General features: G+C 59.2%; 13 protein-coding genes. 1 reads left to right on the top strand and 12 read right to left on the bottom strand.

The genetic code is table 11. The features are described from left to right. Positions 1-35: 35 nt before the first annotated feature. From HMPREF2860_RS07175 to HMPREF2860_RS07160, 4 genes are all read right to left on the bottom strand, one after another. Positions 36-614, bottom strand: a complete 579-nt coding sequence (locus tag HMPREF2860_RS07175; protein ID WP_048759123.1) for an RNA polymerase sigma factor — start codon at positions 612-614, stop codon at positions 36-38. A gap of 108 nt (positions 615-722) precedes the next feature. Next, positions 723-2,153 carry an ABC transporter permease gene (locus tag HMPREF2860_RS07170; RefSeq protein ID WP_070560691.1) on the bottom strand — a complete coding sequence of 477 codons (1,431 nt, stop codon included), beginning with the start codon at positions 2,151-2,153 and terminating at the stop codon, positions 723-725. Further along, positions 2,140-2,877, bottom strand: a complete 738-nt coding sequence (locus HMPREF2860_RS07165; RefSeq protein ID WP_038627399.1) for an ABC transporter ATP-binding protein — start codon at positions 2,875-2,877, stop codon at positions 2,140-2,142. Before HMPREF2860_RS07165 ends, HMPREF2860_RS07170 begins: the two co-directional genes overlap by 14 nt. Positions 2,878-2,886: 9 nt before the next feature. Next, on the bottom strand, positions 2,887-3,996 hold the full coding sequence (locus HMPREF2860_RS07160; protein WP_070560693.1) for an efflux RND transporter periplasmic adaptor subunit: 1,110 nt from the start codon (positions 3,994-3,996) through the stop codon (positions 2,887-2,889). A 359-nt stretch (positions 3,997-4,355) separates the two neighbouring features. Between HMPREF2860_RS07160 and HMPREF2860_RS07155 the strand changes: the two genes are divergently transcribed. Continuing rightward, positions 4,356-5,885: a catalase gene (locus HMPREF2860_RS07155; RefSeq protein WP_070560695.1), complete on the top strand. Its 1,530-nt coding sequence runs from the start codon at positions 4,356-4,358 to the stop codon at positions 5,883-5,885. Between the two features lie 156 nt (positions 5,886-6,041). Here HMPREF2860_RS07155 and HMPREF2860_RS07150 read toward each other — a convergent pair whose 3' ends face one another. From HMPREF2860_RS07150 to HMPREF2860_RS07115, 8 genes are all read right to left on the bottom strand, one after another. Further along, complete coding sequence (locus HMPREF2860_RS07150) at positions 6,042-6,398, bottom strand: hypothetical protein (protein WP_038627405.1); 357 nt, start codon at positions 6,396-6,398, stop codon at positions 6,042-6,044. 139 nt (positions 6,399-6,537) lie between these two features. Continuing rightward, positions 6,538-6,837: a hypothetical protein gene (locus HMPREF2860_RS07145; RefSeq protein ID WP_038627407.1), complete on the bottom strand. Its 300-nt coding sequence runs from the start codon at positions 6,835-6,837 to the stop codon at positions 6,538-6,540. Between the two features lie 588 nt (positions 6,838-7,425). Continuing rightward, the gene (locus HMPREF2860_RS07140) at positions 7,426-7,767 is read right to left on the bottom strand and encodes a monovalent cation/H(+) antiporter subunit G (protein ID WP_016421914.1); all 342 of its coding nucleotides are present in this window, start codon (positions 7,765-7,767) and stop codon (positions 7,426-7,428) included. 24 nt (positions 7,768-7,791) lie between these two features. Then, positions 7,792-8,082 (bottom strand): monovalent cation/H+ antiporter complex subunit F, encoded by a 291-nt coding sequence (locus HMPREF2860_RS07135; RefSeq protein WP_005511667.1) that lies wholly within the window; start codon positions 8,080-8,082, stop codon positions 7,792-7,794. After that, the gene (locus tag HMPREF2860_RS07130; protein WP_070560698.1) at positions 8,079-8,561 is read right to left on the bottom strand and encodes a Na+/H+ antiporter subunit E; all 483 of its coding nucleotides are present in this window, start codon (positions 8,559-8,561) and stop codon (positions 8,079-8,081) included. The genes HMPREF2860_RS07135 and HMPREF2860_RS07130 overlap by 4 nt, the downstream gene beginning before the upstream one ends. Next, on the bottom strand, positions 8,561-10,102 hold the full coding sequence (locus HMPREF2860_RS07125; RefSeq protein ID WP_070560986.1) for a monovalent cation/H+ antiporter subunit D family protein: 1,542 nt from the start codon (positions 10,100-10,102) through the stop codon (positions 8,561-8,563). The genes HMPREF2860_RS07130 and HMPREF2860_RS07125 overlap by 1 nt, the downstream gene beginning before the upstream one ends. 23 nt (positions 10,103-10,125) lie before the next feature. Further along, positions 10,126-10,608: a sodium:proton antiporter gene (locus HMPREF2860_RS07120; protein WP_038627412.1), complete on the bottom strand. Its 483-nt coding sequence runs from the start codon at positions 10,606-10,608 to the stop codon at positions 10,126-10,128. After that, positions 10,605-13,754 (bottom strand): DUF4040 family protein, encoded by a 3,150-nt coding sequence (locus HMPREF2860_RS07115; protein ID WP_081913989.1) that lies wholly within the window; start codon positions 13,752-13,754, stop codon positions 10,605-10,607. The genes HMPREF2860_RS07120 and HMPREF2860_RS07115 overlap by 4 nt, the downstream gene beginning before the upstream one ends. Positions 13,755-14,037 lie beyond the last annotated feature (283 nt).

Here is a 14,037-nt window from a genome sequence, read left to right as displayed (position 1 = left end):
ACAACGGCTAGCTACGTCCCCTGGCCGGAGCGGGTCTAAACAGCTGCAGAGTCGCCGCTGGCACTGTCGCCGTCGTCAAGCGCGGCAACCAAATCGCGGCGCGCACGGGCGACGCGTGAGCGAATAGTGCCCACGCGACAACCTGCGATTTCCGCGGCCTCTGCGTAGGAGTAACCCAGCACCTGCGTCAGAATGAGTGCCTCGCGGCGTTCCTCCGGCAGCTGCTCCAGCAGCACGCGGGCATCAGCGAGCTCCGACCACGACTCGCCGGTCGTAAACTGCTCGGCAGCGTTTTCCACTTCCACCGCAGACTTCTTCGGCCGCGCCGAATCATGGCGAACCGAATCCACCCACACACGCCGGGCCAGGGACAACAGCCACGTGCGGGCAGAAGAACGCGCCGCAAAACGGGGGAGCGCCCCCATCACACGCAGATACGTCTCCTGCGTTAAATCATCCGCGGCATCAACGCCACCCAGATGTGCGACCAGACGCCACACGTCCTTCTGGGTCAGCCGTACGAACTCCGTCAGCGCAGCCTGATCACCACGACCGGCTTTCAGCGCCAGCTGCGTGATGTATTCGTCATTAGAGACGAGGCGTGCGGGAGTCATGGCAATAGCTTAGCAACTTAAAACCTAAAAATAATTCGCCTGGCTGCACGTGGCCTCACCTGCAAAAAGCAGGCGGCGACGCAGCCAGGCGAACGAGGGCTGAAAAAGCTAGAAGCGAATGGCGTCGATGGGCTTGACGCGGACTGCGATGGTGGCCGGGATAATACCCGCCAGCGCGCCCACGAACGTCGCGACCAACACGCCGATAACAGCGGCCGTGACAGGGTAGGCCACGGCGTCCGTCTCCAGCGGCAACGCCAGTATCTTATCCAGCGGCAGCTGCTTGACCGTGATGATCGATGCAATCACGCCAACCACGCCCGCCACCGTCGTGGCGACAATCGACTCCAAGAACACAGAGATAAAAATCCGGCCTGCCGACGCGCCCATTGCGCGACGAATACCAATCTCACGGACACGGTGGCCGATGGTGACAATCGAGACCGTGAGCAGGCCCAACGCGCCAAGCGCGATCACGATGCCGCCGATAATGCCCAGCGCCGTAGTGATGGTGTTATTCATTTCCTGGGAAATCTCCGTGTCCTTCTCCGACAGGGAGGTATTCACCTTCCAGCTGGGGCCGAGCTCTGCCTGGAAAATGTTGTGCAGCGCCTTCTGGTTCTCCTTCGCGGACTCTTCAGGCGTTGCGACGAGAAGTTGCGGCTCACCCACCGGACCCTCGTAGCCGGCATTGAGGAAGGAATCGTAGTGCGTGACAATGCTCGGGGCGTCCCACGATCCGAGGGACTTATACACTCCCACCACGGTGAAAGTGGTGTTACCCGTTTCCTTCAACGTGAAAGTGGGATGATCTGCCAGCGCAGGGTTGCCCAGGGTCTCGTAGAACTGGTCATTGACCACCACGGGGTTCATCAAACGCTGGCCATCGGCATCTTCCAAACGACGTCCCTGCACCATGGTGCGGGCGTAAATATCGAACCAGCCTGGGTCAGCGGCGATCAATTCGGGTGTGCCGGGCGCTAAGCACTCATAGTCATCCGGAGCACAGTCCTCCGAATTCTGAACAGGTGTCGCTGGCTGCATACGAACCCGCGACCACAAGTTGGCGTGAGTGGTCTCCACTAAGCGGTGAGCGGCAGTGGAAAAAGCGTCATTGACAGACCCGTCCGGGTTGATAACCCCCAGGTCATCCGGGCCATTTCCACCGGCTCCTTCACCGCCGAAGCTACCGAAGCTATCGGCCATTGTGCCGTTGGCACCGTCGCCGAAGCCGCCATCACCGAAGTCGCCGCCATCCTCAGAACCGGAACTACCTGCTCCGGCAGTCAACGTGACCGTGCCGGCGATGCCCGTGCTCTGTGCGGTTACCGCATCCTGGGAACTGGTGAGAATATTGCCAAGCGCAATGACTGTGGCCATCGCCCACACTGCCGCGGCCACACTGACCAGCGACAGCATGATGCGGCCACGGTTAATGCGCAGCTCATGCCACGCTTCCAGCAGAGCGCCGAGATAAGGCGTTGCCGCATAGAGGAAGGACGGCCGTGACTTCGATTCGGTTTCTTTATTCGTCGTCATCAGCAACCTCCTCGAAGCCGTGCATGGCGTTGGCGGCAGATAGCAGGACGGAGTCGGCGTGCAACTGACCGTCGCGAAGCTCAAGTGCCCGATCGCCGCGCTCGGCGACCTCTAAATCGTGCGTAATCACAATCAGCGCAGCATTGTTTTCCGTGGCGACTTCTTCGAGCAGATCCATGACGATCTTGCCGGTGTCGACATCGAGCGCACCAGTGGGCTCATCGGCAAGAATGAGCTGCGGTTGGCGCACGAGCGCACGGGCAATCGCCACACGCTGCTGTTCACCACCGGAAAGCTGCGAAGGCGTGGCCTCTAGGCGGTCTCCCAGACCGACGCGCTCCAGCATCGCGGCGGCGAGCTCGGTGCGATTCCAGAACTTCTCGCCTCGGTCGTACATCAGCGGAACCTCGACGTTCTCCAGCGTGGTGCGGGAGGGGAAGAGGTTGAACTGCTGGAAGACAAATCCTAAATTATCGCCCCGGAGCGCAGCGCGTTTCCTATCCGACAAGGTGGAAATATCAGTGCCGTCGAACGTGTACGTGCCAGAATCCGGCAAATCGAGCATGCCAATGATGTTCAGCAGCGTTGACTTACCCGAACCGGACTGGCCGACAATGCTGAGGTGCTCACCGCGTGGCACTTCGAGGTCGATGCCTTTCAAAATAGGCAGCTCCTCGCCGTTGGGGAGCGTCACTGTTCGAGTGACTGCGGTCAAACTAAGCATGGCGCGGGCCTACTTTTCAGAGCCAGCGTCATCGCCGGACTCGTCGAAGCCAGTGTCACTGCCTTCACCAGTGCCGGTGCCAGTGCCGTCGCCGCTGCCGTCGCCAGCGAACTCGTTCCTGTAGGAAGGCACATACTCCAAAACCTGCTGGCCTTCCTTCAGGCCACGCTTGATTTCAATGAAAGTGCCATCGTTGGCGCCCAGCTCGACCTTGATCTTGGTGGGCTTGCCGCCATCCTTAGCTGGAGCGTAGACAACACCTTCGCGGAAGCGTCCCTCCACGGCGGTCACTGGCAGTGCTGGAACCTCCGAGGTCGTGCCGCTGCCAAGAATCAGCGTTGCGGGAACACCTTCGTAGACGGTCTGATCTGCGGGAATATCGCAGCGCAGCTGTGGGCCGCCCGAGGAACTCCCCGCAGCGGCGGCACCCATGCCAGCACCCTCTCCGGCGCCGGTGTTCTGCGAGCCCGTGCCACTTCCCGTGACAGTCTTCACTGAATCACACAAAAATGGTGCCGGGCCATCGGTGATAGCGAGGCGGCCATTGTTAATCGAGTCTCCCAGCGTGTACAGCTGGCTCGGCTTAATAGGTGCTACGGCGTGGAAGCTATTCGGCGAAATGGTGCCAATTTCCTGGCCAATCTCGACCGTCTGGCCAATGACGATATCCCACTGCACAGTGCCAGAAGCCTTAGCGGTGATGTTTCCCCAGGTCACGGTAGTTTCGGGCGCGGCAGCTGCGGCGCTTTCATCATCGGAATCCGCGCTGCCGGAGGTGCTGGCATTCTCGGACACCGAGGTCTTCTTCACCTGGAGCAGGTTTTGGCCCTCTACGGCGTTGCCACCGCTGTTGACAAAGGCGTCAGTGATTTCACCAGACGCGTTGGCACGGATCACGGTGGGCTCATCCGGGACGATGGTGGCAGACAGTTTCTGCGTGTTATTGATCCGCTGAGGGGATAGCTCCGTGGTGGGTTGGGAGAAATCACCGGTTGCTTGCGCATAGTCCTCGTCGTTAGCGGGGAAGAATGCGATCTTGAGAAGCGCAATGGTCGCCAGCAACGCCAGCGTGTACTTGAAGACTGTGAGCGCTTTTGCGCCCCTCCCTTGTTTTTTCATGTCTGCAGAAGTATCCGATCAGAATCCAAATTGACAGCGTGGTACGCGAAAAATCCTACCCTCAACGCCTGCGGGCAGTGGTAGTGCTGGCTATACCTTTTATTCACTGCTGATAGGTATTGCTTGAAAGCGCAGTAAGTGCTTTTCGACGGTCATTGTGTGCGGTTTTCTTCGAGAAAAATCTGCCTTTTTTGGGTCGAGTGTTCGTCGCCGATATAGCGAACCTAATCGGACTAATAATTAAGTCCATATATCAATCCCGGAGGACTGATAGGCAAAATATGAAACTTCGTGTAGGGTGGAAAACGTCAGGGCATGTTGCGACTGACATCTAGCCCTCGTCTTTAGGAGGAAACCCCATGTCGAATCTCTATGAAGGCTCCAATGGTCCGACCACTCGTCTTAACGGCGCGCCGGTTCCTACAGAGCAGCATTCGCTAACAAACGGCCCGCAGGGAGGTATCAACCTCCACGACATCCACTTGCTGGAAAAACTCGCACACTTCAACCGTGAGCGCATCCCGGAGCGCGTTGTTCACGCTAAGGGCGCAGGTGCTTTCGGTGAGCTGACCATCACCGAGGATGTCTCCAAGTACACCAAGGCTGCCGTCTTCCAGCCGAACACTGTCACTCCGATGCTGGCGCGATTCTCCACTGTCGCTGGTGAGCAGGGCTCCCCGGATGGCTGGCGTGACGTGCGCGGTTTTTCGCTGAAGTTCTACACCGAAGAGGGCAACCTCGACATCGTGGGCAACAACACGCCGGTGTTCTTTATCCGCGATGGCATTAAGTTCCCGGACTTCATCCACTCTCAGAAGCGCCTGCCGGATACGGGTCTGCGCGATGCCAATATGCAGTGGGATTTCTGGACTGCCTCTCCGGAGTCCGCTCACCAGGTCACCTACTTGATGGGTGACCGTGGTATTCCGAAGGACTTCCGTCATATGGACGGCTTCGGTTCCCACACCTACCAGTGGATTAACGCTGAAGGTGAGCGCTTCTGGGTTAAGTACCACTTTAAGACTCGCCAGGGCTGGGACTTCCTGACGGATGATGAGGCCGCTGAGCTGGTAGGCGAAAACACGGATCACGCTCGCCAGGATCTCTTCGAGGCAATTGAGCGCGGCGACTACCCAACCTGGGACGTCAAGGTGCAGATTATGCCTTACGACGAGGCTGCCGGCTACAAGGTGAACCCGTTCGACCTGACCAAGACCTGGTCGCAGAAGGACTACCCGCTGATTCCGGTCGGTCACTTCACCCTGAACCGCAATCCGGGCAACTTCTTCGCCGAGATTGAGCAGGCCGCATTCGCGCCGTCGAATACCGTGCCGGGTGTCGGCTTCTCCCCGGATAAGATGCTGCTGGCTCGTGTGTTCTCCTACGCTGATGCGCACCGTTACCGTCTTGGTGTCAACCATGACCAGCTGCCGGTGAACCAGCCGCGCTGCCCAGTGAATTCCTTCTCGCAGGACGGCTACGGCACCTACCACTACGCTGACCCGAATCTGCCGGTTCATGGCTCCAACGCCGCCGGACGCGGCCCGGAGGCCGATACCGCGGCTGCGGCCAAGGCCGCTGGCTGCCCAGTCCGCTCCGGTCACGCGGGGCAGGTTGACGCTGGCACTTTTGGCCAGTGGGAAAGCGTGGGCGAAGAGTTCTACGCCGGCGCCTACGTGCAGCACCCTGAGGATGATGACTTCTCGCAGGCAGGCGATCTTGTCCGCAATGTGATGGACGATGCCGAGCGTGATCGCTTGGCAAACAACATCGTCGGTGCCATGCAGGGCGTTTCCCCAGAGGTGGAGCAGCGTGTCTACCAGTACTGGACCAACGTTGATTCCTGGCTCGGTGCTGAGGTGGAAAAGCGCTTCAAGGCAACGAAGTAAGTACGAAAAGCGTTAGCCCTGCAGGTGGTTTGACCAGCTGCAGGGCTAACGCTTTATTTAAAAATTCTGTCTGTGCATGACAGCCACGGGCTTTGTGGTTGCCTGCACGCCGACCCGTTTGGGGCGGCTAAGGAACAACCCTAAGTGTGAGCTGTTTTAGGCACCGATGCCCGGCATGCTCGGGGAGCCGTTGAAAATCGACTTCGGAGCAGCTGCGGCCTCGTCAGCCTCGTCAGCCTCTTCGGCGGACTCGGACACCTCTCGGCCCTGTTCGGCAGCGTCGGAGACACTATCAGCCTCAACACCACTGACGTGGGTGGAGTTGTCATTGTGTGTGGACTGATCGTTCGTGATGTTGATGTCCATGAAGTCGCGGCCGAACGGAGCGTTCCAGTCGCCGGTTTCCAGGAGGGTCAGATCACCATCGATGGTCGGGTTAATCTCGAAGGTGACGTTGACGGTCGGGCCGGAAGGCATTGCTTCCAGAACCTCAACGATAGGAGTGACGTCCATTTTTGGTGTTCCTTTAGACAGTAACGAAATGAAAAATATCGGTTTTAACTGAACAATAAACCGCAGTCTTTTTTAGAGACTCGCGGTTTATTGTGTCAAGGATTGGCAGAGTTATTGTCCTGCCATGAAGCCCGGGAGCTTACTTGCCGATGCCAGAAATGGTCGGGTTCAGGAAGTCGAAGTCCTTGGACTGGTCGACGTGGGTCTCCGGGTTCAGGAAGTCGGAAACCTCGGTGTCGTGGGAGTCGGTGGTGGAGTAGTCATCGTTGGAGGTGATGTCCAGGAAGTCGTTACCGAACGGCAGGTTCAGGTCGCCACCAACGTTAGCGAAGTTGATGTCGCCGCCAGCCAGCTGCTCGAAAGCCGGCAGCGGGCTCTCGACGGTGACGGCCGGAAGGGCTTCGAGGATGGTTGCGATATCTTCTGCAGAGCAGGACATGAGAAAATCCTTAGGTTCTCGGGGGTAAAGATTTTGAGTCGCTCTTGGCGATCTCACAGAAATTAAGTTAACCGATGGGCCAAGGGGCTGCAATGAAAAAATAGGTGGCTCGGTCCGCCTCCAGTTGGTTGTGTCCCCTGAAGCTCGCTCAAATCCATCTAAAAATATTGGAAAGAGGGCGGTTATGAGTCGGTCGGGACGGCCCCGGCCTCTGCCTGAATATCGGATGACAAAAGTGTTGTTTTCCTAATCTTTACCGGGATTGCATTGATTGTTTTGTTCTTGGTGTCACAAAGGTGCAGGCAAACGGCGAATTCATCAAAAATGATAACCAAGGGTTCCCTAACTAAGGGAAACCAAAGGTTAGTTAACGGCAAAAACTGCCACTCAATTTAGGGGCATAAACGGGGTTAACGAGCGACCCATATCCTATGAGAGGTACATCACATTGTGGGAGGCCAAAAGTGTGGGGAAACATACCCCCTTTTGGGTAGGGTGGGTGGCCCAAAGGGGGTCTTGGAGAGCACTGAGAGGCTGCTCTGAAACCGGCCGGAAGCAGCGTATGCGGGACGCTTCCCGTGCCGCTAGCTACCGCTCCGGCACGTAGTCCTCAGCGGAGCCATCACGGGCACCCAGCACCGCGCGTCCAAGTACCTCGGATGCGACAGTGGCGACGACCAGGACAGCAACAATGGCCAGAATGGCGGTGAGGGTTTTGCCCCACGTCAAATCGCCCTGGTCGGCCTCTAGGACCAAGTTGGCAATCACCAGTGCGGGGATGCCCACCATGATTCCGGCTGAAAGCTGGTTCAACCGGCTCAAGGCATCTTTAGAGCGCCACATGGCCACGCCCGCCAGGAGCAGGTACAAAGATCCGCCAATGACCAGCACGGCAAACAATATAGTTACAAGAATTGAAGCGATACTCATATTGCGATTCGTCCTTAATCGGTCTTAGCGGCGGCCACGGGAAATAACTCGGGCCAGGCCCACGGTCGACAGAATGCCAAGCAGACCCGCCAGCATTGCAATATCGAAAGTGATGGCCGTAGTCCGCAGCATGGCAGTTGTGAGGAACACTCCCACCATGGGGTAGAAGGCAGCGTCGGAAAGCACTGCGCGTGAGACATTGCCCTTGACCCGGAAGATCAGCACCACGCCCACAAGCAGCGCCACTGAACATAGAGCAATGCCAATGCCGCTGATTACCTGTACTGCGGTGGGATCGATCAATGTGTCATTCATGAGCGTGCTCCTTTGTCTTCGCCTTTGGAGGTAATGCCATCCGGCAGCGGCAGACCGTGGTCGACCTCAGCGGCAACGCCGACGACGGCATCCGGGTCAATGAACTGGTCTGCGTTGTACTCCTCGAAGACGAACGCCTTCGGGCGGGGGACATCGCGGAGGCTGGGAACGAGGTGCTCCTCCATGTCGTAGAGGGAGTCGTACAGCGCGTCCAGGTCGGCACCGAAGATTGCGTGGATGATAAACAACCGTCCCACATCGGTCTCACGGACACCGCAGACTAGCGTGCCAGGAGTCATGGTGATGGACTCGGCAAAGAGAGTGACCTCAAGGTCAGACGTCACACGCAGCGGCAGCCCAATGAGCACCGGCTGCTGCTTCTGGTGCGGGCGCAGCGTATCGCGCACCACGTCCGTCGCAGCCACAACAACCTGCCAGACCAGCCAGAGGGAATAGCGGATAACATGCAGGAACTTCATCAGTAAATACCTCCGATGGCGTTTTCAACCCCGCCGAGAGTGGCCTCGCGGTAGCCATCAATATTCAGCAGCGCATCAGCCGCACCGGTAGTCGCCCAAGTGACGGCACCGACCGCGACAAACATTGCCACAGAAACAATTGCCAGCATGGCGGACGGCGCAACCAGCGCGCCCGGAACGCGAACGGAATCGTCCACACCCTGCATGGGGCGGCCCCAGAAGACCGCGCGCCACAGCCGAATCATGGCCAGCAGCGAGCCCAGCGAGGCCACGATGATTGCGGTGATTGCAATAATCGAACGGGCATCGCCAGTAGCGGCAGAGGCAAAGACAATGCCCACCTTGCCCCACACACCGGAAAATGGCGGGAAACCAACAATGGAGAAGCTCATCGCCGCCATCACCCAAGCGACTGCTTGGTCGCGGCGGGCAAGCCCAGAAAGCCTGGAGAGCGTACCCGTACCGTAGGTCTCTTCCACCGCACCGGAGCCCAGGATGAGGGCACCGACAGTCACCATGTGGTGGATCGCGTAGAAAATACCCGCAGCCAGTGCTGCCTTGGCGTCCTGGCCGTCGTTAGCATCCGTGAACGCCAGCACAATCAGAATGAACGGCATACCCGTGACCATCTGGTAGGCGAGCACCTCACGCATGGTGTTCTCGGCGAGACCAGCAAACGCGCCAACCAGCATCGAGATCGCCATGATGATAATGATCGGCCAGTGCCAGGAGGGGTTCATGCCCACAATCACGACGTAGATGCGGAAGAGCATGTACACCGCCACCTTCGTATGCACCGCAGAGAACAGCGCCATCACCGCAGGGCTTGTCGACGGGTACGTCCTAGGCAACCACGTGTGCGCCGGAACCAAACCAGCCTTCACACACAGTGCGATGATGACAATGCCCAACGCGACCACACCCGTGCCGCCAGGGCCGCCCTTGCTGGCCATGTCGGCCAGCATTGCGATGTTCACATTGCCCGCCGAGCCGTAGATCAGCGCGACACCAATCAGCAACACCGTGGAGGTCAAGAGGTTGACCAGCACGAAGTTACGGCCAGCAGCCAGGCGGTGCCAGGTACCGGTGACCGCAATCAGGCCGTAGGAGGGCAGCAGCATGACCTCCATGAACACGAAGAAGTTGAACAGGTCGGCAGTCAGGAAAGCACCCGACATGCCGGACAGCATCATCAGCGTCAGGGAAGGGAAGAAACGAGAGGTGTTTTCACCCGCGACGTGGGCGAACCAGTTACCGATGGCAACCACAGCGGCAGCCACACCCAGCATCAGCATGGAGAACGTGTCCGCCAGGAAAGGAATCGAGATACCACCGGGGAACGCGCCCACGCCGTGGCCGACCGGGCCGTTTTCAGTGACGTAGAACATCACCCAAAATGCAGCCAGCGACGATAGGGCCGGAACGGCGATGCCCATCGTCGCGCGCATCCACAGCTTCGGCAGGATGGCTGTGACTGCCGACAAAATCAGCGGCAGTGCCGCAAACAGTGGCAGTAGCGAAGACAAAGTTGAAGGGGACATTGCAGAGGTCATTGCAGAGGCTTCTACCATTTCTCGTCACCGCCGAAAGGAGTCTCGCGCGGGAACTTGTTCGGAGCCGAAGAGACCCCTGGGGTACCGGTGACCGTGGAGTCCGAGTCCGCCGGAACATTCTTACCCGCACGACGACCAGCCGTCGACAGCTGTCGCATAGCCTCGCGATCCTCATGGATACGGGTATCGTCGTCACGGCCCAAACCAGCCAGTGCCAGCATGAACGCGGTCACAGCCATGGTGATCACGATGGCCGTCAGCACGAATGCCTGCGGCAACGGGTCAGCCATCTGCTCGGCAGCGCCAGCGCCCGCAGTGGCTTCGTTGCCCAGCAGCGGCTCGCCGCGCCAGGCGCCGACACCCGTGGACAAAATAATCAGGTTAGCGGCATGGGAAATCAGAGTCATACCGATAATGGTGCGCAGCATGCCGCGCTGTAGCACCAGGTACGTGCCACCGCCAGCGAGGACGGCAGCCATGATGGCGATAATCACTTCTTGGCCTCCTCAACGGTGGCATGAGCTGGGGCGGGAGCACTTTCCGCTTCTGAGGCGAACACGCCCATCTCCGGCGGCACCCGCAAGCTAGAGCGGTCTGAGTAGAGATCCTGCATCACATCGTCCGACCCGGTCACCCCAGGACGGTTCGGGCCGCCCAGGAGATTCAGTGCGGTCGCCACAATGCCGATGACGGCCAGGTACACGCCGACGTCGAAAAGCAATGCCGTGGTGAGGTGCTGGCCCAGGAACTCGCCGTACAGCGGTGCCAAGAACGACCCCTTGGCGAATCCGATGAAGCCCGTGACGATTGCTGTTATGACACCCGCAGCGCTGAGCGCCACCGGGGTCTTCTTGCCGAAGACCAGCTCGTCGCGGTCCTTGGACAGGTAAACCAGCATCACGGCGGCGGCACCAATCAGCGCCGCGTTGAAGCCGCCACCCGGGGCGGTACCGCCGCGGTAGAGAACCACGGCAGACAGGGCGAACAGAACCGGCGACAGCCAGCGGACCAGCCAGCGCATCATGATGGAGTTCAGAGCGGGCTCCGCAAGCGGGGAGGGCTGATCGAGCAGGTGCGGGAAGCGAGGCATCGACGTGACAACCGCTGCCATCGCGACGCCCGCCATACCGAGAACCGCCAGCTCACCCATGGTATCGAAAGCACGGAACTCAACCAGGATCACGTTGACAATATTGGTTTCGCCCGTGACCTTCTCAGTGTTGTCGATGTACCACTGCGCAACCTCAGGCAACTGACGACGGCCAGTGAGGAACCACACCGCGCCGAACGTAGCCAAGCCTACGGCAGCTGCCACGACCGCGGCGGAAGCCTGGCGGTTCTTTGAGGTCTCAGAGAACGCGCGAGGCTGGAAGCGCAGCACCAGCATCATCAGCACGACAGTCAGGATTTCCACCATGAACTGCGTCAATGCCACATCTGGTGCGCCCAGCAGGAGAATCTGCAACGTGACACCAACACCGGTGACGCTGAGCAGCACAGCCGCCTGTAGACGGTTCTTTGCCCGAAGCGTGGCCCACACACCAATCAGGACAACGACCAGCGGAATCAGATCGGTCAGGTGGTCGATGTCGTCGATCTTCGGTAGCACCGGAGCACCGCCGACACCCGGAGCGATTGCAATGACCAGGGCGTACACCGCGAGCAGACCAAGCAGCGGCAACAGGTGACGCGACGGCTGATGCGAACGCGCCATCTTCGCCAGCACGCGACCCACGCGCTGCGAGACGCTCAGCGACGCATTGATTGCCTCCACGCCAGTGAACGGGAAGAGCTTGCGGTCGGCCATGACAGCGCCTACGCGAGCGCGAGTGAAGATGAAGCCCACGCCGACAGCCAGCACAATCACAGAGATAATCAGCGGCACATTTATTCCGTGCCACAGGCTCAAGTGCGATTCCTGAGTCGTGCTAGCCGGAAGCTGACCGACCGTATCCGCCACGCGGTCCAACGGACGGTTCAAAATAGCGCCGGCAGCGAAGGCTGCAGGCAGGCTCAGCACGCCAGGGATGGCGGCCGGAAGCCACAGCGAAATCGGGGCCTCAGTGATGTGGTCAACGTTGCGCGGACCATCCACGAACGCACCGAACACCAAACGTGCCGAGTACGCGAAAGTACCAATCGCACCAATTGCCGCCACTGTCAGCAGGATGACCACGCCGGTGTTGGTCAAAGGTGCGCCCTCGAATGCGGTCAGCATGCCCTCCTTCGACATGAAGCCGAAAAACGGCGGAATTGCCGCCATCGATGCCGCACCGAAAATCATCGAGCCAAAGCTCCACGGCATCTGCTTCCACAGCGGACCCAAGCGACGAATGTCGCGCGTGCCCGCCTGGTGATCAACCACGCCAGCCATCATGAACAGCGAAGACTTAAACATCGCATGCGCAATGGTGTGCACAACCGCAGCCATAATGGCGAACTTCGTGCCCACACCAATCGTGGCGACAATCCAACCCAACTGCGAGACCGTCGAGTACGCAATCAGCTTCTTCAAGTCAGTCTGCTGCAACGCAAAGTAGGCCGTGGCAACAGCCGTCCACATACCCATGACAATCAGCAGCAACTGCCACACGCGCACGTCCGCGAAGACCGTGGAAAAACGCATCAGCAGGTAAACGCCCGCCTTGACGACGGCCGCTGCGTGCAAGAAAGCCGAGACGGGAGTTGCTGCCGCCATGGCCTCTGGAAGCCAGGCGTGGAAAGGGAACTGAGCTGCCTTCGTGAAAGCACCCAGGGCCACCAGCGCGGCAATGAGACTGCGTGCTGCCGGGTTGGCCTCCCACTCAGGCGAAGCCAAAACCTCGGTGAGGTTCGTGGAACCGGTCAGCCACACAGCACCGCCGAGGGCGGCCAGAAGCAGCAGGCCGCCGGTGAAGGTCAGCAGGAGTGTGCGCAACGAGCCCAACTCGCCCGACGAGCCCGACCTTGCAATGAGCAGGAACGACGCCATCGAGACCAGCTCCCACCCAATGAAGAGGAGCATGATGTCGTCGGCAAGCACGAGGAGCAAAACCGCCAGCATGAACGCCGTCATCAGGACGTAGAAGCTCATCGCGGACTTCTTAGGCGGCAAATACGCGGTGGAGTAGATGAAGACTATCGAGCCCACCAACAGCGCCAAGAAACTGAACACCATGGAGAGAGGATCGAGCTTCAGCGCAAACGCCGCGTTTAGCTCCGGGGACCAGACGCGGGACCAGGTGAAGGTGGTGCCGTCGAGGATATCGCCCGTTACACGCGAAAGCTGGACCACCGACGCGAGAAAAAACGCGACGATGGGCCAGCCTGCGTGACGACCAAGGAGCTTCACAAACAGCGGGGTCAGCGCCAGGGCAACCGCGACCAACAGCGGGACCGAAAGGAGGGTCAGGCTGTCGGTGGAGGCTTGGGTGGCTTGAGCTGCTTGGGCTGCGAGCGTTGTCGCGTGCTCTGCGGAGCTGCTTGCTTGGGCGGTAATAGTTGCCGGGGCAGAAAGCACGGAATCTAAAGAATTCAATGTTGCCGATACGCCGCCGGACGCAAACTCAGAAGCCAATGTCTGGTCTGGTGGTGCGGTCGCCGACGGCGGACTGGCTGTAAAGGAGCTGGCTGATGCCAGAGCTGCTGCCAGGTGCGTCACTTGGGGGCTACTTTCACATTGCTGTTAAAAAAAGTTCGTACTTCTACAGACTAACAGCCACGAAATTGCTCTACGCGGGGTGAAAGGGGCATTTGGGGGAGTGGGGTAAGGCTCTGTGGACCCGGTAGCGAAAAAATAGTGGAACGATTGATGAACGGTGCGTCGGCGGGTGGGCATCTTCGCTACTTACGCCCAATCCGAGTTACTGACTGCGTTTATGTCAGGTGGCGTTGAGTCGATCCGAGTTACTGATTGCGTTTATGTCAAAAATGGCCCGAAAAAT

Source organism: Corynebacterium sp. HMSC064E10, from assembly GCF_001812505.1.
Classification (GTDB): domain Bacteria; phylum Actinomycetota; class Actinomycetes; order Mycobacteriales; family Mycobacteriaceae; genus Corynebacterium; species Corynebacterium amycolatum.
This window is presented reverse-complemented; position numbering and strand designations above follow the sequence as displayed.